The following is a 20,114-nucleotide window of genomic DNA, read 5'->3' as shown; positions in this document are numbered from 1 at the left end:
TCTCTTTCTGGTTAAATTGCAAAGCCAAAAAGATAACATGAAACTTTAATAAACTTAGCTATTCTCGACGAAAACGACGGTGCAGCGTGGCGGAACTGCAAATGTGCCCGTCGCGCGGTCGAAGCGCGCCGCGCGCGCGGGGCGCTGGTCGGCCGCGACCGCGCGCAGGTGCACCGGGTGCAGCACGTAGGCGCGGCCCCGTTCCTGTGGCACGGCCAGCGTGTGCGCCACCTTGTCCACGTTGATCAGATAGGTGAGCGACTTGAAGCGCGCGCCCGGATAGCCTTCGCCATCCAGGTGGCCCACGATCACGGTCGGCTGCTGCTGCGAGCCCGTATTGTAGAAGTGCAGGCGGCGCTTGATGTCGTCGGCCGTGCGCAGCCGGAACAAGGTGCTGCTGGCGCGGATGGCCAGCAGGTCGCGGAAGGCGTCGCGCGCGTAGGCGATGTCGGCCGGCGCCGGCTTCAGCGCGGCGTCGCGCAGCAGGGGCTTGAGCAGGGCGTAGTCCTTGCCGTTGTCGTCGGCCGGCGGCAGGCCCACGCCGTAGTTGTTGTCGCGGTAGCTCCAGTCCAGCCGGTTGAACCAGTCGCCCGATTCGTAGCTGTTGCGGTCCAGCGACTTGGAACGCAGGATGTCATAACCCGCGTGGAAGTAGGCCACGCCCTGGCCGAAGGCGTTGATGGCCGCGCCCAGCATCTGCACGCGCGCCCGGTCGGCCGTGCTGGTGGCCAGCGGCAGCTTGAATACGTTGTTGTCGTACATGGTCTGGTTGTCGTGGTTCTCCACGTAGTTGACCACCTCGCCCGGCTCGCTGGCATAGCCGGCAGGCTGGCCGGCATAGTCGATGGCCTGCAGTTCGCGCGTGCTGTCGTCGGCCATCGGCAGCGGGTAAGTGCGGATGGAGCCGGCCAGGCCGGCCCTGACCATATCGGCCGCATGCAGCAATTCGCTGGCCGTGTGCTGGCCCGCTTGTGCGTTCGGATCGTAGACCAGGCCGTTGATGTAGCCCTGCTTGCTGAACAACTGCTGGCCCGTGTCGCCGGCGCCGCCACCGCGCACGGCGTCGCGCCCGCGGTCGCTGAAGGTGCCGATGCCGCTGCCGTTCAGTGACAGTTGGGAGGCTTGCACGAAGCGCGCGCCATTGGCCACTTCACCGAAGTTCCAGCCTTCGCCGATCAGGTTGACGTGGCGGCCGGTGGCCGCGTCGGCGCGGCGCTGCAACTGCTCCATCGCTGCGCGCGGCTGGTGCGCCATCAGGTCGAAGCGGAACGAATCGATCTTGTATTGCACGGCCCACTGGGTGGCCGAATCGGCCATCAGTTTGGCCATCATCAGGTTTTCGGTGGCCGTGTTCTCGCAGGTGGCGCCGCAGGTGGAGCGCTCGATCGCGCCCTTGGCATCGAGCCGGTGGTAATAGCCGGGAACCACCCGGTCGAGCAGCGAAGGCGCGCCTGGTGTGCTGTTGTAGGTGTGGTTGTAGACCACGTCCATGCCCACCCGCAGGCCGGCCTTGTGCAGCGCCATCACCATCTGGCGGAACTCGATCACGCGGCGCGCGCCGTCGGCCGCGTCGCTGGCATAGCTGCCTTCCGGCGCGCCGTAGTGGTAGGGGTCATAGCCCCAGTTGTAGCAGTCGGAGGCCTGGGTGGTCTTGATCTGTGCCTGCTGCGCATCGCCGTCGGGTGCGCCCGATGGACGGGGCATCACGCAGCCTTGTTCCGGCACGGAGCCGAAGTCGAACACGGGCAGCAGGTGCACGTCCGTCATGCCGGCGCGGCCCAGCGCGGCCAGGTGTTTCATGCCGTTGGAGTTCGTCTCCGTGAAGGCCGCATACTTGCCGCGATGGGCGGCGCTGACCGTCTTGTCGTTGATGGAGAAGTCGCGCACGTGCAGCTCGTAGACGGCCATGTCGGGTTGCGCCACCACGTTGCGCGGCGCGTGGTCATGCTCCCAGCCGGCCGGTTTGAGATTGGCCGCATCGAGGCTGGCGATGTAGCTGCGTTTGGAATCCGTCGTCAGGCTGATGGAGTAGGGATCGGTGACGAGGTTGCGCACCATGCCGGCGGACGGTGCGAACAGGTCCACCGCGTACTGGTAGTACTGGCCCGACAGGTCGGCCGGCCGGCTGGCCGACCAGACGCCGGTGGCCGCGTCGAACGCCATGGGCACGATGGCGCTGGCCGCGCCGCTGCCGTTCGGGTACACGCACACGGCCACCTGGCGCGCCGTGGGCCCCCACAATTTGAAGGTGCTGCGGCCCGCTGCCACGCTCACGCCCAGGTCGGCCACGTCGCCGGCCTTGGCGTACAGGTCATCGAGCGCGCCGGCGATCTGCACGCTGGTGGCGTCGCGCACGATGCCGTCCGGTCCTTCCTGTACCAGCAGCAGCTGCTGGCGCAGCAGCGCGCCGGCGCGTGCCGTGTCGGCCGCCGGCAATGCCAGCGTGGCGCCGGCAGCAACGAACTTGAAGCGTTGCGCCAGGCCGGCGGGCAGGGCGTCCTCATGGCGTTCCAGCGTGATGGCGCCATCCGCGCCAGTCACCTTGGCGCCCGCGGTAGCGTTCAGCGTGCCGGCGCTGGAATAGTAAAGCTTGAAGGTGGCGCCGGTGTCGGCGCCCGGCCAGCGCAGCAGTTGCCGGTTGAACCAGTAGGCGCGGGCGTCGGTGGCGGCGGCCGCTTGCTGCACGATGGAGGACGGACCGTCGCAACTGGCCAGGGCGGCCGTGTCGGCAGCCGCCGCGGCCTGGCAGGTGAGGGCGAGCGCCCCCCCCGCAGAAAGGTATGCCATGCGTTTCCACGCGCCGTACTGGTGTGCAGCCATCAGCTTATCTCCGTATCGTGATTAGGTAGTGCAGTTACAAAAAATGCCTGCTTACCCCTGAATTTGCCAGATATGGTAATCCATATTCTGTAGTTTTGATACGAATTTACATGACTGAAGACTGCTGCAATCGATGCGCCGTGGCCGCAGCTATTTCCTGCCCGTGCCGATCTGGTACTTCTTGAGCTTGTCGTACAGGGTCTTGCGCGGGACGGCAAGGTGGTCGGCCGCCAGCGCCACGTTGCCGTCCACGGCCTCCAGTGCGCGCACGATCAGCTCGCGCTCGAACTGGTCGACCTGCTGGGGCAGGGAGGGGCCGGACGGTTCAGCATGGGGCGCGTTGGCTGCATCGGCCGGCGCCATGCCGGCAGCCGCGCCGGTGGCCGCTGTGGCGGCCGGCATCTGCGCCACGCCCAGTACCAGCCGCTCGGCGAAGTTGCGCAACTCGCGTACGTTGCCGGGCCACTCGGCGGCCTGCCACTGCGCCATCTGCTGCGCGCTCCATGCGGGAACGGGGCGCTGGAAGCGGGCCGCTGCATCTTGAACGAAGTGGGCCAGCAGCAGCGGAATATCGTCGGGCCGGTCGCGCAAGCGCGGCAGCTCCAGGCTGACCACGCCGATGCGGTAGTACAGGTCCTCGCGGAACAGGCCCTGGGCCGCCAGTTGCAGCAGGTCGGTCTTGGTGGCAGCCACCACGCGGCAATCGAGCGCAATGCTGTCGTTGCCGCCCAGCCGTTCCAGCCGGCGTTCCTGCAGCACGCGCAGCAGCTTGACTTGCAAGGCCATCGGCATGCTCTCGATCTCGTCGAGGAACACGGTGCCGCCGTTGGCGTATTCGAGCTTGCCGATGCGGCGCTTCTGCGCGCCCGTGAAGGCGCCCGCTTCGTGGCCAAAGATTTCGCTCTCGAACACGGATTCGGGCAGGGCGCCGCAATTGATGGCTACGAACTGGCCCTTGCGGCCACTGGCCGCGTGCAGCAGCCGCGCCACCACTTCCTTGCCGGTGCCGGTCTGGCCGTGGATCAGCACATCGACGGCGGCTGGTGCCACGTTGCGGATCATGACCTTCACGCGCTCGATGGCGTCCGAGCGGCCCACCAGGTCGGGCAGGTCCGGATGCAGGGCGCGCTGGGCGCGCAGCGCGCGGTTCTCCAGCACCAGCGCGCGCCGTTCCTGGGCGCGGCGTACCGTCTCCTGCAGGCGTTCGGCGGCGAACGGCTTTTCGATGAAGTCGTAGGCGCCGCTACGCATGGCTGCCACCGCCATGCTGACGTCGCCGTGGCCGGTGACGACGATGACGGGCAGTTCCGCATCCAGCGCCACCACCTGTTCCAGCAGTTCCAGCCCGCTGCGGCCGGGCAGGCGCACGTCCGTCACCACCACGCCGCCGTAGTCGGCCCGCAGCAGCGGCAGCGCTTGCTCGGCGCTGGCGCAGGCCTGCACGGTAAAGCCGCCCAGTTCCAGGGTCTGGCTGGTGGCCAGGCGCAGCGCATCTTCATCTTCAACCAGGATCGCTTGCATCGCGCTCACGTCACACTTCTCCTTCGATCAACAGTGGCAGGCGCAGTTCGAAGCGCGCGCCGCCCTCCGGCAGGTTGCGGGCCGTGAGCTGGCCGTTCATGGCCTGCACGATGGACGACGAAATCGCCAGTCCCAGCCCCAATCCCTTGCCAGATGGTTTGGTGGTGAAAAACGGTTCGAACAGGTGGGCCGCCACCTGCTCCGGGATGCCCGGGCCGCTGTCGCTGATGCTTACCAGCGCATGCGCAGGTTCGCTCTCACGCTGGTGCATGGCCTCGTGCGCACCCTCGCGCGCGAGCGCCACGCGCACGCGGCGCGGCGCATCGGGCGCGCCCGCCTCCACGGCGTCGAGCGCGTTGCGCAGCAGGTTGATCAGCACTTGCTCGATGCGCACGGCGTCGCCCGTCACCTTGCAGCAACCTTCATCGGCCGTCACCTCCAGCGCCACGCCGAGCCGGCGGAATTCGCCTTGCAGCAGGAAGCACGCGGCCCGCACGCACGCGGCAAGTTCCACCGTGGCCACGCTTTCATCCTTGCGCGCAAAGCCCTTGAGCTGGCTGATGATGGCGCCCATGCGGGCGCTGGCGTCGGCGATGTGGCCCAAATTGCTGGTCGCTTGCGCCGTCATGCCCCGTTCGAGGAAGGTACGGGCGTTGTCGGCGAAGGCGCGGATGGCGGCCAGCGGCTGGTTCAGTTCATGCGTCACGCCGGCCGCCATCTGGCCCAGCATGGCCAGCTTGCCGGCCTGGATCAGCTCATTCTGGGTCGAACGCAGCAGCTGCTCCGTTTCCTGCAGCTTGGCGTAGCGCGCTTCCAGGCTGGCGTTGGTCTGGCGCAGCTGGTCGGTGCGCTCGGCGATGCGGTCCTCCAGTTGCAGCGCGGCCCGTTGCAGCGCGGCGCGCGAGGCCTGCGCTTCCTCCAGCCGGCGGCGGCGCTGGTGGATGGCCCACGTGGACGCGCCCGCGCAGGCCAGCAACAGCGCGGCCGCCAGCGCCCATTGCAGGCCGGCGCGGGGCACGCGGTCCTGGCCGGGGAACAGCATCAGTTGCCAGCCCAGTTCACCGACCGGCTGCGTGACGGGCGCGATGGGGGCGAGCACGCTGGCGGGCAGCGGCGCGATCGGCTTGCCCAGGTATTGCTGGGTGCGTGCCAGTTCCCGCACGGTGGCCGCATCGAGGGGGCGCAGGCTGCGGTAGATCCAGTCGGGCCGGTTGCTGAGGAAGATCACGCCGCTGCGGTCAGCCAGCACGATGGGATCGGCGCTGCTGCGCCAGGTGCGCTCGAATTCGGCCAGGCTGATCTTGACGGCCACCACGCCGGCCACGGCGCCGCGCGCGCTGCCGTCGCGGTACACGGGTTGGGCGATGAAGTAGCCGGCCTCGCTGGTGCTGGTGCCGATGCCGTAGAAGCGGCCCGCCTGGCCGTGCAGGGCGGCGTGGAAGTAGGGGCGGTAGGAGAAGTTCTTGCCGACGAAGCCCAGCGGCTGGTCCCAGTTGCTGGCGCCCAGCGTGAGGCCGTCGCGGTCCATCACGTAGATGGCGCCCACCTTGGCTTGCTGCTGGATGGTGTGCAGGGTGCTGTTCAGGCGGGCGATGGCTTGCGGGTCGTCCGGGTGGGCCAGGGCCTGGATCAGGTCGGGCTGGAAGCCGAGCACGAAGGGCAGGGTTTCGAATTTTTGCAGCACCGATTGCAGGTCGGGCGCGATCAGTTGTAGCTGGCGCTGGGCCTGGTCCTGCAGTTCGGCGCGGGCGTGGCGGGTGCCGAGCACATAGGCGCCCGCGACGATGCAGGCGGCCACGATCAGGGCCGGGAACAGCAGCAGGGACGAGGGCGCGCGCTTCATTGTCGGTACTGTACAGCATGGCGGGGGGGCTGCGGGTGGGCCAGCGGCGCTGGAACCGGGGACGGACCCACATTCCGTGGCGCGAACTGCGGCCACGATAACCGATGAAGGGTCCGTCCCCTCGCTGGCGGCGCGGACGGACCCTTGCTGGCGGCGCGAACGGACCCTGGCTGGCGGCGCGGATGCGCCCTGGCTGCTACGTCAATCCACGGCGGCCAGGCGGATTTCGTCGTTGTGGTGACGCTGCTGTTCTTCCATCACCAACTGGCCCAGCTCCCGCTTGAGGGCGTTGAACTCGGCGGCGGCCGGGTCGCGCAAACGGGGCAGCTCCACCAGCATGTCGCGCTTGACCGTGCCGGGGCGGTAGGTCATCACGATGATGCGGTCGGCCAGGTAGATCGCTTCCTCGATGCTGTGGGTGACGAAGATGATGGTCTTCTTCAGCTCCGACCAGATGCGCAGCAGTTCGTCCTGCAGGTTGCGCCGCGTGAGCGCATCCAATGCGCCGAACGGCTCGTCCATCAGCATGATGGGCGAGTCGAGCGCCAGCACGCGGGCGATGGCCACGCGCTGGCGCATGCCGCCCGACAGGTCTTTCGGATAGCGCTGGGCGAAGTCCTGCAGCGACAGCATCTTGAGCAGTTCGGCCACCTTGGCGTCGATCTCGCGCTGGCCCATGCCCTTGATCTCCAGGCCGAAGGCGATGTTCTTGGCCACCGTCATCCACGGGAACAGCGCGTATTCCTGGAACACCATGCCGCGCTCGGGGCCGGGGCCCGTGACCAGCTTGCCGTCCGCGTGGATGGTGCCCGACGAGGGCAGCGAGAAGCCCGCCACGGCATTGAGCAGCGTGGACTTGCCGCAGCCTGATGGCCCCAGCAGGCACACGAACTGGCCCTGCGGGATATCGAGCTCGATGTTCTTCAGGGCGACGACTTCGCGGCCATCGGCCTGGAATACCTTGTTGACGCCGCGGACGGCGATGTGGGATGCGCTCATGTCAGTTCTCCAGGCCGCGGTGCCAGCGCAGCAGATGGTTGTTCAATTTGTTCATGGCCACGTCGATGGCCAGCCCCAGCAAGCCGATGCTGATCATGCCGGCGATGATCTTGTCCGACCAGAAGTACTCGCGCGCCTCCAGGATGCGGAAGCCCAGCCCGTTGTTCACGGCGATCATCTCGGACACGATGACGACGATGAAGGCGGTGCCGATGCCGATCCGCACGCCCGACAGGATGTAGGGCACGGCGGCCGGCAGCATCACCCGCAAGAACATGGTGTGCTGGCCCACGCCCAGGTTGCGGGCGGCGCGGATGTAGATGCCGTCCACCTGGCGCACGCCGGCGATGGTGTTCATCAGCACCGGGAAGAAGGCGCCCAGCGCGATCAGGAACACGGCCGGCGCGTTGCCGAGCCCGAACCACAGGATCGCCAGCGGAATGTAGGCGATTGGTGGAATCGGGCGCAGCACCTGCATCAGTGGATTGAACCATGCGTACATGCGCTTGCTCGATCCCATCACGAGGCCCAGCGGCAGCGCCAGTCCCGCGCCCACCACGAAGCCCACCACCACGCGGTACATGCTGCTCAAGGTGTCGCCCACCAGTTCACCGGAAAACGCCCACGCCAGCCAGGAGCCGGCCGCGGCATCGTAGGGCTGCAGCGGCAGCAGGTATTCGAACCACTTGTGCACCACGGCCGCCGGCGATGGCAGCACTTGCGGATTGACCCAGCCCAGCATGGCGCTAGCCTGCCACAGGGCGACGACGAGTACCGGCACCACGATGCCGGCGGCGAGTTCACGCCAGTGTTGTAGTTTCATGGTGTCCCCCGCTTACTGGATGTTGAGGCTTTTCTTGGCCGCTTCCAGCAGGTCGGTCTTGACCCAGTCCCTGGCCACGGGCGGAGTGCGCATCTTGCCGGTGCCGGTTTTCGCCATCACGTCCGTGGTGAGCTGGATGTGCTCGGGCGTGATGTCGTAGCTGTAGGGCGAATTGCTGATGGCGTCATCGAAGTCGTTCTTGGTGATCTGGTTCTTGAAGATCACTTCGCGCACGTATTTCTCGGCCACGGCCTGGTTGTCGATGAACAGCTTGGTCGACTGCACGAAGCAGTTCATGAACTTGGCCGCCACGGCGCGGTGCTCCTTGTAGAACTTCTCGCTCATGACCATGGTGCGCACGGGCGCGCCGATGGGCGTGTCGTAGGGCTTCATCACTTCCACGCCATAGCCCTTGTTGATGGCCTGCGACGATTGCGGCTCGCTTTGCATGATGGCGTCCAGGTTCTTGCCCAGCAGCGCCTGGTTCAAGTCGGCGAAGGCCAGGTACACCAGCTGCACGTCCTTGCCCGGCTGGTCGGAGGCCGTCAGGCCGTGCTGGGCCAGTTCGGCCACCAGCAGCACTTCATGGATGCCGCCGCGCGTCACACCCACCTTCTTGCCCTTCAAGTCCTTGATCGACTTGATGCCGACGTCGGGGCGCGCGACCAGGCGCGCGCCACCTTTGGCGAAACCGGCGACGACGTAGATGGGCGCGCCGTTGGCGCGGCCGGAAATGGCGGCCTCGGAGGCGGTGGCGCCCACGTCCAGTTCACCGGCCAGGATGGCTTGCATCACATCCGGGCCCTTGGCGAACACGTGTTCTTCCACTTTGATGCCGCACTTGGGCGCGATCTCCTTGATGTAGGAAACGGCGCCGTAGTGGGCGAATTTGAGATTGCCGAGCCGGACCACGTCTTGCGCCTGGGCGGCGGTGCAGAGGACGGCGGCGGCGAGTGCGAACAGGCGGTACTTGGACATGCTGGTCTCCATTGTGGTTGTGTGCCTAAGAAGTCATTTCAAAATGCCCATGGCGTAGTTGTGGCGCCTTGCCGTGCAAGCGCACTGTCTTCGGCGCCACGCCTGGCCATGGCCATTTTGAAATGACTTCCAGAGCAATTGCAGGTTCTGTGCCAGCCACAAGGAGACGCTAAGGGGAGCGCTAAGGTGTTGATTTATATCGGATCGTGACGGCGCGGCGTTTGCGCGCCGTCAGCATCCAGGGCGGAAATCCGCATACGGCATCACGCCGATGGCGGATTTCCGCCCAAAGCGCCTCAGCCCTGGCGGTAATGGTCCGTCATGCGATAGCTGCGCGCGTACCAGCCAAACAGGATGGCCGCAACCAGCGCGAAGCCGGCGAAGAAGAACATCTGGAACGCGATCGAGCTGAGGCCCGTGGACGCGATCATGGCCGTGATGGCGTCGTTCTTCACGCCCGCGTTGACGATCAACACCCACAGGCTGCCGATGGTGACGGCCAGGCACCACAAGCTCATGATGGTGCCCTTCATCGAGGCTGGCGCCTGGCTGTACGCGAATTCCAGTCCCGACGTCGATACCAACACTTCGCCGAACGTGAGCAAGGTGTAGGGCAGGATCTGCCACGCGATGGAGGTGGGCGTGCCGCCATCCATCTGCAACTGGATGGCGCCGATCACCACCCACGCCAGCGAGGTGAAGGCGATGCCGCCCGTCATGCGGCGCAGCGTGGTCGGCTCCCAGCCCAGCCGGCGCAGCAGCGGGAACAGGGCGAAGTTGTTGAACGGGATCAGCAGCATCACCAGCAAGGGGTTAAGCGCCTGCATCTGCGCGGGCAGGAACCAGTCCGGCTTGGTCATGTCGTTGGCCTGCACGATCCAGGTCGATGCTTTCTGGTCGAACAGGGACCAGAACGGCGTCACCAGCGAGAACACGATCAGGATGCGCAGCACGGCCCGCACGCCTTCGATCGTCTCGTCCGGATGGGCGCCACGGGCCCGTTCCAGCTGCATGGCCGTGCCCAGGCCGCCGAACGCGAGCACCAGCACCAGCGCCAGGCAGGCCGCGATCACGAAGCCCCACTGCGGCGTCATGGCCAGCGAGGCCAGCGCGCCGGCCGCGCCGACGGCCGCCACGGCCAGGCCGGGCCGGCCCTGTCCGGGCTGGCGTGCCAGCAGCGCCGTGCGCGCCACCCGCAGCACGGAATCGGGATTGGCCGGCGCCGGCGGAATGTGCACATACTGCTTGTTCCCCATCCAGAACACCAGCGTGGCGATGGCCATCAGCAGGCCCGGTATGCCGAACGCCACGGCCGCACCATAGTCGCGCAGGAAGATGGGCATCAGCAGCGAGGCGAAGAAGGAGCCGAAATTGATGATCCAGTAGAACGCGTCGAACACCACTTTGGCGCGGTTCTTGTTGCTCTGGTCGAACTGGTCGCCCACGAACGAGGCCACCAGCGGCTTGATGCCGCCCGAGCCGAGCGCGATCAGGAACAGGCCAAGGTAGAAGCCTTGCAGGTTGTTTTCGAAAATGGCGAGGCAGGCATGGCCGGCCACGTAGACCATGCTGAGCCAGAGAATCGTGTTGTACTTGCCAAACAGGCGGTCGGCCACCCAGCCACCGAGCAGCGGGAAGAAATACACGCCGATCACGAAGGTGTGGAAGACGTGCTTGGCCTCGCCGGCCCGGTCGGGCTGGGGCAGGAACAGCAGCAGCGTGCTGATCAGGAAGGGCGTGAGGATGTTGCGCATGCCGTAGAAGCTGAAGCGCTCGCAGCCCTCGTTGGCGATGATGTAGGGAATTTGCCGCGGCATCGGCCCGTTGCCGGCATCCAATTCCTCGCTTGGCGCTATCTTTTGTGTAGTTTGACTACTGCTCATTATTGCCCCTGTTTTCATTTAACTTTGTAAGTTATTGATTTAATTGGTTTTTGCTTGGTGTTGCGCAAACCATCTCCCCATTGAAAAATGCATATTGCTGATGTATATTGTCTACAAATTCAACAGCGGGCCATGCCATGACCAAACAACTCTCCCAGCCTTCCGATCAGCAACGCCTATGGTGGCGCGAAGCCATCATCTATCAGGTGTATCCGCGCAGCTTCCTCGACACCAATGGCGATGGCGTGGGGGACTTGCCTGGTATTACGGCCAAGCTGGACTATATCGCATCGCTGGGCGTGGACATCGTCTGGATTTCACCGTATTTCAAGTCGCCCATGAAGGACTTCGGCTACGACGTGTCCGATTACTGCGACGTCGATCCGCTGTTCGGCACGCTGGCCGATTTCGACGCGCTCATCGACAAGGCCCACAGCCTGGGCTTGCGCATCATGATTGACCAGGTCATGTCGCACTCGGCCGAGGATCACCCCTGGTTCAAGGAAAGCCGCTCCAGCCGCGACAATCCCAAGGCGGACTGGTACGTGTGGGCCGATCCGCTGCCCGACGGCAATCCGCCCAACAACTGGATGTCCGTGTTCGGCGGTTCGGCCTGGCAGTGGGACAGCCGCCGCCGCCAGTACTACATGCACAACTTCCTCGTCAGCCAGCCCGACCTGAACTTCCACAACCCCGAAGTGCAGCAAGCCCACCTGGACAGCCTGCGCTTCTGGCTCGAGCGCGGCGTGGACGGCATCCGCCTGGACGCCTGCAACTTCCACTTCCATGACACGCAGCTGCGCAGCAATCCGCCGGCCGTCAACCGCGACACGGCCACCGTGTCCGACGTCAATCCCTACGGCATGCAAGCCCACGTGTACGACAAGAGCCGCCCGGAAAACCTGGCCTTCCTGCAAAAGCTGCGCAGCCTGCTCAACGAATACAACGCCGTCGCCATCGGCGAAGTGGGCGCCGACGATTCGCTGGCCGTGATGGCCGAGTACACGGCCGACGGCGACAAGCTGCACATGGCCTACAGTTTCAATCTGCTGGTGCCAACCTGCTCGGCGGAATATATCCGCAAGCAGGTCGAACAGTTTGAAGCGCGCGTCAAGGGCGGCTGGGCCTCCTGGTCGGTGGGCAACCACGACGTGCAGCGCGTGGCCACCCGTTGGGGCGGCCCGGACGCGCCCGTCGCCTTCGCCAAGATGATCCTGGCCATGCAGCTCTCGCTCAAGGGCACGCCTTGCCTGTACCAGGGCGACGAGCTGGCCTTCCCGGAAGCGGACGTGCCCTATGAATTGCTGCAAGACCCGTACGGCATCACGTTCTGGCCCGAATTCAAGGGTCGTGACGGCTGCCGCACGCCGATCGCCTGGACCGACGACGCCGCTGCGCACGGCGGCTTCACCAGCGGCAAGCCCTGGCTGCCCGTGGTGGCGCCTCAATTGGCGCGTGCCGCCTCCGTGCAGGAAAACGATCCGGACTCGTCGCTGGCGTTCACCCGCAAGTTCATCGCCTGGCGCCGCGCGCTGCCGCAACTGACCCGCGGCGGCATCACTTTCTTCGACGCGCCCGAGCCGGTGCTGGCGCTGCGGCGCGATGTCGAGGGTGAGCGCGGCATCGTTGCCATCTTCAACCTCGGTGGCGAGCCAGTCAGCCTCACGCTGCCACAAGTGGCAGGGGCCGAGGCGATGCGTGGCCACGGCCTGCCCGGCGAAGTGCGGGGCGAGCAGGTCAGCCTGCCAGCCTACGGCGCCTGGTTCGGATTGATTCCCGCCGGCCAGTAAGTAACGAGAAACCCCGCACAATCAGTTTGTGCGGGGTTTTCTTCTTAGAAGTCGTTTCAAAACGCCCATGGCGTTGTTGTGGTGCCTCGCCGTGCAAGCGCACTGTCTTCGTCGCCACGCCTAGCCATGGTCATTTTGAAACAACTTCTTTAAGGGCCGTATTTCGGGTATGCTTGCCGCCTTCCGGCGCGTTATCTTCCAAACAAAACCCGCTGCCCAACGTTTTGACTTTATCGACGATGAAACAAGCTGAAGTTGACCCGAAAATCAATCGCACGGCGTTTGCCGACGGCCCCCGGCTGCTGGCCGACATCGGCGCCACCCACGCCCGTTTCGCGCTGCAGACGGCGCCGGGCGAGTTCCGCGCCGTTAGCGTGCTCAAGTGCGACGACTTCCCCGACATCGTGGCCATGCTGCGTTCCTATTTGTCGGCGCACGGCGACATCACCTTGAACCATGCGGCGCTGGCCGTGGCCAACCCCGTCAGCGGCGACCAGGTCCGCATGACCAACCGCGACTGGGAATTCTCCACCGACGAAGTGCGCCGCGCCCTGGGCCTGCACACGCTGCTGGTGGTAAACGACTTCACGGCGCTGGCCATGTCGCTGCCCGGCCTCAAGCCGGCCGACCTGATGCAGGTGGGCGGCGGCGCGCCGATCAGCAACTCCGTGATTGGCGTGCTGGGGCCGGGCACGGGCCTCGGCGTGTCGGGCGTGATCCCCACCGTGGACGGCTTCGTCACGCTGGGCAGTGAAGGCGGCCACACCAACTTCGCCCCGGCCGACGAGCGCGAATACGCGATCCTGCAATACGCATGGCAGACCTGGTCGCACGTGTCGACCGAGCGCCTGATCTCCGGCCCCGGCATGGAGATCATCTACCGCGCCATCGCCAAGCGCAACGGGCGCCAGGTGCGCGACCTGACCAACCAGGAAATCATGTCCGGCGCGCTGACGGACAAGGACCCGCTGTGCCTGGAAGTGCTCGAATGCTTCTGCGCCATGCTCGGCGGCGCCAGCGCCAACCTGGCCGTCACGCTGGGCGCGTTCGGCGGCATCTTCATCGGCGGCGGCATCGTGCCGCGCCTGGGCGAATGGTTCAAGAGCTCGCCGTTCCGGGCCCGCTTCGAAGCCAAGGGCCGCTTCACCAGCTACCTGTCGGAAATCCCGACCTATGTGATCACCACGCCCAACCCCGCGTTCTATGGCGTGGCGACGATTTTGTCCGAGCACTTGCGCGGGCGCAGCGGCGCCAATACGCTGATGGAACGCGTGCAGCACTTGCAGCACGAACTGACGCCGGCCGAGCAGCGCGTGGCCAGCCTGGTGCTGGAGCAGCCGCGCCTGGTGCTGAACGAACCGATTGCCGATATCGCGCGGCTGGCCGAAGTGAGCCAGCCGACCGTGATCCGCTTCTGCCGCTCGCTCGGCTTCCTGGGCCTGGCCGACTTCAAGCTCAAGTTCGCCAGCAGCCTGACGGGCGCCATTCCCGTGCGCCACAGCCAGGTGCGCATCAGCGACAGCACGCACGACCTGAGCGCCAAGGTGATCGACAACACCGTGTCGGCCATTTTGAAATTCCGCGACCAGCTCGACGTGCGCTCGCTGGACCGCGCCATCGCCCTGATCAGCAAGGCCAAGCGGGTCGAGTTCTACGCCATGGGCAATTCGCGCGTGGTGGCGCTGGACGGCCAGCACAAGTTCTTCCGCTTCCGCATCCCCACCTCGTCGTATGGCGACTCGCACCTGTTCGGCCTGGCGGCCGGCTTGCTCAAGCCCGGTGACGTGGTGATCGCCATCTCCAACTCCGGCAAGCTGCCCGACCTGCTGGACGCCGTGGACACGGCCCGCGCGGCCGGCGCCGACGTCATCGCCATCACGGCCAGCAATTCGCCGCTGGCCAAGAAGGCCACGGTGTGCCTGGCGGTCGACCACAGCGAGGACAGCACGACGTTCCTGTCGATGATCTCGCGCATCCTGCAACTGCTGCTGATCGACATCCTGTCGGTGGGCATTTCGCTGGACGCCCAGAACGCCGAGCTGGTGCTCGAGCGCAAAGGCGAGGGCATCGAATCGGAAACGCGGCGCCTGCTGATCTCCCACCTCGACAGCTAAAGCACCCTCCCGGCCAAAAAAAGAATCCGGACGGCAAAATCGGGGACGTACCCCAATATGGCGCTAGCGCAATATTGGGGTACGTCCCCGATTTTGCCGTCCGGATTCTTTTTTTGGCGGTTACAAATTTGTGCTTGAACTCTGGTGGAATACGTTTACGATATATCTTAATTCGATATATCTTAATGAGTTTGCCATGTTCCGATTCCTGCACGGTGCCCATCGTTTCCATTCGCTCATGCACGGCCACCACGGCGGCGGGCGCGGCCATGGGCGCGGGCCGAAGATGTTCGACGCCGGCGCCATGCGCTACGTGGTGCTGCAACTGATCGCCGAAAAGCCGCGCCATGGCTACGAGATCATCAAGGAGCTCGAACAGCGCTCCGGCGGCGGCTACACGCCCAGCCCCGGCGCCATCTATCCGCTGCTGTCCATGCTGCTCGACATGGGCCATGTGTCGGCCACGGCCGATGGCAACAAGAAGCTGCATACCATCACGCCCGCAGGCGAGGCCTTCCTGGCCGAGAACCGCCAGTTCGTCGATGCCATTCTGGCCCGCATGGGCGAGCCGTGCGACGCGCGCGGCGACATTCGCAACCTCATGCATGCGTTGCGGAACGTGGTGCATGCGCGCGCGCGCGATGGCCAGCCGGACCTGGCGCGGCTGGAGCAGGTGCGCGCCATCCTGCGCCGCGCCATCACCGATATCGAGGCGCTGGACTGACGCCGGCGTCCCTTTCACTTTCCAAGGACAATAACCAGTGCAAACAACCCTGACTCCCGCGCGCGAGCGCAACGTGCTGTGGCTGCTGGCCCTCACGCAATTCACCGTCATCATGGACTATATGGTGATGATGCCATTGGCGCCCCAGCTGATGCGGGCCTTTTCCATTTCACCGGCCGCCGTGTCGGGCGCCGTGTCGGCCTATGCCTGGTGCGCCGGCCTGTCCGGCCTGCTGGCGGCCACCTATATCGACCGCTTCGACCGCAAACGCCTGCTGTTGACGGTGTTCCTGTTGTTCACCCTGTCCAACCTGGCGTGCGCGCTGGCGCCGGACTTCGCCACGCTGGTGTGGTCGCGCGCCTTCGCCGGCCTCACGGGCGGCGTGCTGGGGGCCATCGGCCAGGCCATCATCGGTGACCTGATTCCGGCCCAGCGCCGTGGCGCGGCCATGGGCATCGTGATGACCTCGTTCAGCATGGCGGCCGTGGCCGGCGTCCCCACCGGCATCATGCTGGCGGCCCATTTCGGCTGGGCCTCGCCGTTCTACTTGCTGGTGCTGTTGTCGCTGCTCGTGTGGCTGGGCGGCTGGAGCGTGCTGCCGACCTTGCGTGGCCACCTGAGCCAGAAGGCGCCGCTGTCCGAGGTGCTGCCCAACCTGGTCGGCCTGTTCCGCGTGCCGCGCCATCTGCGCGCCTTCCTGCTGTCGGTGCTGAACATGATGGCGGGCATGCTGATCATTCCGTTCATCTCGCCCGTGCTGGTCGGGAACCTCGGTATCGAGCCGGCCCAGATCACCTATGTGTACCTGGCCGGCGGCTGCGTCACGCTGTTCACGGCGCGCCTGATCGGGGTGTGGTCGGACCGGGCCGGCAAGCCGCAGGTGTACCGTTACGTGGCGCTGTTCTCCGCGCTGTGCTTCCTGTTCATGACCCACCTGCCCCAGATGCCGCTGCTGGCCGTGATGGCGTTCTTCCCGTTCTTCATGCTGTCCGTATCGGGCCGCAATATCCCGCTGCAAGCCTTGATGACGACCGTGCCGGAGCCGGCCAACCGCGGCGCTTTCCTCAGCGTCAATTCAGCCTTGCAGCAACTGGGCAGCGGCCTGGGCGCCTTGCTGGGCGGGCTGACCTTGCAGACCGACAGCGCCGGCCATATCGCCGGCTATGGCATCAACGGCTGGCTCGCGGCCGGCATTACGGTGCTGACGGTGACGTGGGTGGGGCAGGTGCGTGGCGCCAGCCCGGCGGGGGCGCGCTCCGCCGCTTGAGATGCCGCGTGCGCGGCCGCATGGTGGCGGGAACGCTGGCGCCGCAGCTGAGGCGGGCGCCGCTGCGCGTCAGCCGTCGATGCCGCTGCGCTTGGCGGGCTGCTTTTCCTTGCGCCACCGTTCCAGGCTGAGCAGCTCGTCGGTGGCCAGGTCTTCCACCAGGATTTCATCGTCGCTGGTCGAGAGCAGGAAACTCTCCCAGCGCAGCGCCGCTTCCGCGCTGTTTTCCACGAAGCTGAATTGCCAGTAGGTCTTGCCGCGCACGGTGCGCGGCGTGGGGTCATATTCGATCAGGGCGCCGTGCGTCCTGCCACCTGATTGCTTTTCCAGCAGGGCCGACCAGGCTTGCAATTCCGGCAGCGCCATCAATGCGGCGGCCGCTTGTTCCTTGGTCCGGCTGGCGCGCGCGGGTGCGGATGCGGCGGGAGTTGCCGCCGTGGCCGCCGCGTTCGCTTCGGCCGTGGCCGGCGCGGAAGCGGCGGCCGGCGTCCCCGGCTGCGACGCCGGCGGTGTGTTCGCCGCTGCCGACAGCTGGTAATAAGCGCCCACGCCCGCCGTCAATGCGCCTGCGAGGGCGGCGACGACGGCGGTACGGCGGGAAATCGGGGCCTGCATTGCCATGAGGGGAAACGGTCGCGTAGCGGTGGAAAGCGGCCATACTAAAGCAAAGCCCGTCCGTGGGCAATGTGGCATAGTCAGTCCGTCGCCTGTTTTTGCAGCAGGCAGGAAATGTGCTGGGCCAGCAGTCCCGGGCCCACGCCCAGCGCCCCCGCCGCCCACAGCAGCGGCGCCAGCAGGTGCGGCGGCGTGCCCATGGCGCGGCGCGAGCGGGCGAAATAGTTGGCGGCACTGGCCGTGTCCAGGTTGCGGTAGTGGGAGCCGAAACCGTGGCGCGCCGTCCATGGCCACACGCCGCGCTGCAGCGGCTTGCCCCACAGCCGGTCGCACGCGCGCGGCAGGTAGTTGATCAGCCAGCGGCCCGTGTGCGCTTCGCGCGGCCACAGACGGTTGCTGGTGCCCGTGAGCAAGATGGCGCCGCCGGGCGCCAGCACGCGGTCCAGCTCGCGCTGCACGGCGCGCTGCTCGCTGGCGGCCACATATTCGAGCACGCTGTTGCAGGCGATCAGCTGGAACTGGCCGTCCGCGAACGGCAGGCGACAGGAATCGGGCGCGTGGATGAAATCGATGCCGCCCACGCCGTGGCGCGCCGCGTTCAGGCGCGCCAGCGTGACCCAGCCGGCGTCGATGTCGGTGGCGCTCACGCGCGCGCCCAGGCAGGCGAACAGGATGGCTGACGCGCCCACGTTGCAGCCGAATTCCAGCACCGGCAAGCCTTCCAGCCGCAGCGGCAAATGGTCGAGCACCAGCCGCAAATGGTCCCATTCGTAATCGACGTAGCCGCCCACCCACGGGTCGCGCGGATGCAGGCCCAGCTTGCGCGCCTGTTCCTCGAATGCCCGTTGCATCTGTGGGCAGGCCACAGTGGGCCGCGCCACGTTGACGTGTTCCATGTTCCCTCCGCGCGGCGTCCGGCCACCGCTGGCGTCACTATATGCGCGCGGCGGCGCGCCGCCCTTGTGGCCGCGCAAAAGAAAAGGCCAGCTTCCGAAGAAGCTGGCCTTGTGCGCAGCGGGCTGCGGTGCTCCCGGCGAACCGGGAGCCGGCGATTACATCATGCCGTCCATGCCGCCCATGCCGCCCATACCGCCCATGCCACCCATGCCGCCGGCTGGCTTGTCTTCGACGATTTCAGCAACCATGCAGTCGGTGGTCAGCATCAGGCCGGCGATCGACGCGGCGTTCTGCAGTGCCGAGCGGGTCACCTTGGCTGGGTCCAGCACGCCCATTTCGACCATGTCGCCGTAGGTGCCGTTGGCAGCGTTGTAGCCGTAGTTGCCTTTGCCAGCCAGCACGGCGGCCACGACCACCGAAGCTTCTTCGCCGGCGTTCTGCACGATCATGCGCAGAGGCTCTTCCATGGCGCGCAGCACGATCTTGATGCCGGCTTCCTGGTCAGGGTTGTCGCCTTTGACGTTCAGGGCAGCACGGGCACGCAGCAGGGCTACGCCGCCGCCTGGCACGATGCCTTCTTCCACGGCAGCGCGGGTAGCGTGCAGGGCGTCTTCCACGCGGGCTTTCTTCTCTTTCATTTCGACTTCGGTGGCAGCGCCAACCTTGATCACGGCAACACCGCCGGCCAGCTTGGCCACGCGCTCTTGCAGCTTCTCACGGTCGTAGTCCGAGGTCGCTTCTTCGATCTGCACGCGGATCTGCTTGACGCGGCCTTCGATGCTCGATGCTTCGCCAGCGCCGTCGATGACGATGGTGTTTTCCTTGCCCACTTCGATGCGCTTGGCCTGGCCCAGTTCGGCCAGCGAGATTTTTTCCAGCGTCAGGCCGACTTCTTCCGCCACCACCTGGCCGCCGGTCAGGATGGCGATGTCTTCCAGCATGGCCTTGCGACGGTCGCCGAAGCCTGGGGCTTTCACGGCGCAGGTCTTCAGGATGCCGCGGATGTTGTTGACCACCAGGGTCGCCAGCGCTTCGCCTTCGATGTCTTCAGCGATGATCAGCAGCGGACGGCCAGCCTTGGCCACTTGCTCCAGTACCGGCAGCAGGTCGCGGATGTTGGAGATCTTCTTGTCGCACAGCAGTACGAACGGGTTCTCCAGGATGGCCACTTGCTTTTCCTGGTTGTTGATGAAGTACGGCGACAGGTAGCCGCGGTCGAACTGCATACCTTCCACGATGTCCAGTTCGTCGTTCAGCGACTTGCCGTCTTCCACGGTGATGACGCCTTCCTTGCCCACTTTTTCCATCGCTTCAGCGATGCGCTCGCCGATCGAGGAATCGGAGTTGGCCGAGATCGAACCGACCTGGGCGATTTCCTTGGAGGTGGTGCATGGACGGGCGATGGCGGCGATCTGCTCGACGGTGGCGGCCACGGCCTTGTCGATCCCGCGCTTCAGGTCCATCGGGTTCATGCCGGCGGCCACGTATTTCATGCCTTCGCGTACCAGGGCCTGGGCCAGCACGGTGGCGGTGGTGGTGCCGTCACCGGCGTTGTCGGACGTCTTGGAAGCAACTTCCTTGACCATCTGCGCGCCCATGTTCTGCAGCTTGTCCTTCAGCTCGATTTCCTTGGCCACGGACACGCCGTCCTTGGTGACGGTAGGGGCGCCGAACGAGCGCTCCAGCACGACGTTGCGGCCTTTCGGGCCCAGGGTGACTTTCACTGCGTTGGCCAGGACGTTGACGCCTTCGACCATTTTGGCGCGCGCTGCGTCGCCGAAGATTACTTCTTTAGCTGCCATGTTGTTTTCTCCTGAATTTCGTGGAATTTGTGAGGGAC

The 20,114-nt window shown here is 65.8% G+C and carries 14 protein-coding genes; 4 read left to right on the top strand and 10 right to left on the bottom strand.

The window, feature by feature from the left end; translation table 11 throughout:
* Positions 1-54: 54 nt before the first annotated feature.
* From H3H36_RS23100 to H3H36_RS23070, 7 genes are all read right to left on the bottom strand, one after another.
* Positions 55-2,787 (bottom strand): alpha-1,6-glucosidase domain-containing protein, encoded by a 2,733-nt coding sequence (locus tag H3H36_RS23100; RefSeq protein WP_182220416.1) that lies wholly within the window; start codon positions 2,785-2,787, stop codon positions 55-57.
* A 183-nt stretch (positions 2,788-2,970) separates the two neighbouring features.
* Positions 2,971-4,341 carry a sigma-54-dependent transcriptional regulator gene (locus tag H3H36_RS23095; RefSeq protein ID WP_182220425.1) on the bottom strand — a complete coding sequence of 457 codons (1,371 nt, stop codon included), beginning with the start codon at positions 4,339-4,341 and terminating at the stop codon, positions 2,971-2,973.
* Positions 4,342-4,351: 10 nt separating this feature from the next.
* Positions 4,352-6,184, bottom strand: a complete 1,833-nt coding sequence (locus tag H3H36_RS23090) for a sensor histidine kinase (protein WP_182220415.1) — start codon at positions 6,182-6,184, stop codon at positions 4,352-4,354.
* A 201-nt stretch (positions 6,185-6,385) separates the two neighbouring features.
* On the bottom strand, positions 6,386-7,183 hold the full coding sequence (locus H3H36_RS23085; RefSeq protein ID WP_182163335.1) for an ABC transporter ATP-binding protein: 798 nt from the start codon (positions 7,181-7,183) through the stop codon (positions 6,386-6,388).
* 1 nt (position 7,184) lies between these two features.
* Positions 7,185-8,006: an ABC transporter permease gene (locus H3H36_RS23080; protein ID WP_182220414.1), complete on the bottom strand. Its 822-nt coding sequence runs from the start codon at positions 8,004-8,006 to the stop codon at positions 7,185-7,187.
* A gap of 12 nt (positions 8,007-8,018) precedes the next feature.
* The gene (locus tag H3H36_RS23075; RefSeq protein ID WP_182220413.1) at positions 8,019-8,984 is read right to left on the bottom strand and encodes an ABC transporter substrate-binding protein; all 966 of its coding nucleotides are present in this window, start codon (positions 8,982-8,984) and stop codon (positions 8,019-8,021) included.
* Positions 8,985-9,280: 296 nt separating this feature from the next.
* Positions 9,281-10,801, bottom strand: coding sequence for a POT-type proton-dependent oligopeptide transporter (locus tag H3H36_RS23070; protein ID WP_182220412.1), 1,521 nt, complete (start codon positions 10,799-10,801; stop codon positions 9,281-9,283).
* Positions 10,802-11,004: 203 nt separating this feature from the next.
* Between H3H36_RS23070 and H3H36_RS23065 the strand changes: the two genes are divergently transcribed.
* The 4 genes from H3H36_RS23065 to H3H36_RS23050 all read left to right on the top strand — a co-directional run bounded on the left by H3H36_RS23065 (position 11,005) and on the right by H3H36_RS23050 (position 16,762).
* Positions 11,005-12,657 carry an alpha-glucosidase gene (locus H3H36_RS23065; protein WP_182220411.1) on the top strand — a complete coding sequence of 551 codons (1,653 nt, stop codon included), beginning with the start codon at positions 11,005-11,007 and terminating at the stop codon, positions 12,655-12,657.
* A 239-nt stretch (positions 12,658-12,896) separates the two neighbouring features.
* Positions 12,897-14,771, top strand: a complete 1,875-nt coding sequence (locus tag H3H36_RS23060; RefSeq protein WP_182220410.1) for a glucokinase — start codon at positions 12,897-12,899, stop codon at positions 14,769-14,771.
* Between the two features lie 196 nt (positions 14,772-14,967).
* Positions 14,968-15,495: a PadR family transcriptional regulator gene (locus H3H36_RS23055; RefSeq protein ID WP_182220409.1), complete on the top strand. Its 528-nt coding sequence runs from the start codon at positions 14,968-14,970 to the stop codon at positions 15,493-15,495.
* Between the two features lie 37 nt (positions 15,496-15,532).
* A complete protein-coding gene (locus H3H36_RS23050; RefSeq protein WP_182220408.1) occupies positions 15,533-16,762 on the top strand; it encodes an MFS transporter in 1,230 nt (409 codons plus the stop codon).
* Positions 16,763-16,831: 69 nt separating this feature from the next.
* Here the strand turns inward: H3H36_RS23050 and H3H36_RS23045 are convergent, their stop codons facing one another.
* From H3H36_RS23045 to groL, 3 genes are all read right to left on the bottom strand, one after another.
* On the bottom strand, positions 16,832-17,383 hold the full coding sequence (locus tag H3H36_RS23045; protein WP_229220060.1) for a hypothetical protein: 552 nt from the start codon (positions 17,381-17,383) through the stop codon (positions 16,832-16,834).
* A 74-nt stretch (positions 17,384-17,457) separates the two neighbouring features.
* The gene (locus H3H36_RS23040; protein WP_182220407.1) at positions 17,458-18,273 is read right to left on the bottom strand and encodes a class I SAM-dependent methyltransferase; all 816 of its coding nucleotides are present in this window, start codon (positions 18,271-18,273) and stop codon (positions 17,458-17,460) included.
* Between the two features lie 156 nt (positions 18,274-18,429).
* Positions 18,430-20,076, bottom strand: coding sequence for a chaperonin GroEL (groL, locus tag H3H36_RS23035; RefSeq protein WP_182220406.1), 1,647 nt, complete (start codon positions 20,074-20,076; stop codon positions 18,430-18,432).
* Positions 20,077-20,114: the final 38 nt, after the last annotated feature.

It is taken from the genome of Rugamonas fusca, from assembly GCF_014042365.1.
Classification (GTDB): Bacteria; Pseudomonadota; Gammaproteobacteria; order Burkholderiales; family Burkholderiaceae_D; genus Rugamonas; species Rugamonas fusca.
The sequence above is the reverse complement of the archived record's forward strand: the minus strand, read 5'-3'. Positions and strand labels throughout refer to the sequence as shown.

What these genes read in the sequence shown, in the direction of transcription:
- H3H36_RS23080 (WP_182220414.1), bottom strand. Translation starts at nt 8,006, where the DNA reads ATGAAACTACAACACTGGCGTGAACTCGCCGCCGGCATCGTGGTGCCG.
- H3H36_RS23085 (WP_182163335.1), bottom strand. Translation starts at nt 7,183, where the DNA reads ATGAGCGCATCCCACATCGCCGTCCGCGGCGTCAACAAGGTATTCCAG.
- H3H36_RS23060 (WP_182220410.1), top strand. Translation starts at nt 12,897, where the DNA reads ATGAAACAAGCTGAAGTTGACCCGAAAATCAATCGCACGGCGTTTGCC.
- H3H36_RS23070 (WP_182220412.1), bottom strand. Translation starts at nt 10,801, where the DNA reads ATGCCGCGGCAAATTCCCTACATCATCGCCAACGAGGGCTGCGAGCGC.
- groL (WP_182220406.1), bottom strand. Translation starts at nt 20,076, where the DNA reads ATGGCAGCTAAAGAAGTAATCTTCGGCGACGCAGCGCGCGCCAAAATG.
- H3H36_RS23040 (WP_182220407.1), bottom strand. Translation starts at nt 18,273, where the DNA reads ATGGAACACGTCAACGTGGCGCGGCCCACTGTGGCCTGCCCACAGATG.
- H3H36_RS23075 (WP_182220413.1), bottom strand. Translation starts at nt 8,984, where the DNA reads ATGTCCAAGTACCGCCTGTTCGCACTCGCCGCCGCCGTCCTCTGCACC.
- H3H36_RS23100 (WP_182220416.1), bottom strand. Translation starts at nt 2,787, where the DNA reads ATGGCATACCTTTCTGCGGGGGGGGCGCTCGCCCTCACCTGCCAGGCC.
- H3H36_RS23055 (WP_182220409.1), top strand. Translation starts at nt 14,968, where the DNA reads ATGTTCCGATTCCTGCACGGTGCCCATCGTTTCCATTCGCTCATGCAC.
- H3H36_RS23090 (WP_182220415.1), bottom strand. Translation starts at nt 6,184, where the DNA reads ATGAAGCGCGCGCCCTCGTCCCTGCTGCTGTTCCCGGCCCTGATCGTG.
- H3H36_RS23065 (WP_182220411.1), top strand. Translation starts at nt 11,005, where the DNA reads ATGACCAAACAACTCTCCCAGCCTTCCGATCAGCAACGCCTATGGTGG.
- H3H36_RS23095 (WP_182220425.1), bottom strand. Translation starts at nt 4,341, where the DNA reads ATGCAAGCGATCCTGGTTGAAGATGAAGATGCGCTGCGCCTGGCCACC.
- H3H36_RS23045 (WP_229220060.1), bottom strand. Translation starts at nt 17,383, where the DNA reads ATGGCAATGCAGGCCCCGATTTCCCGCCGTACCGCCGTCGTCGCCGCC.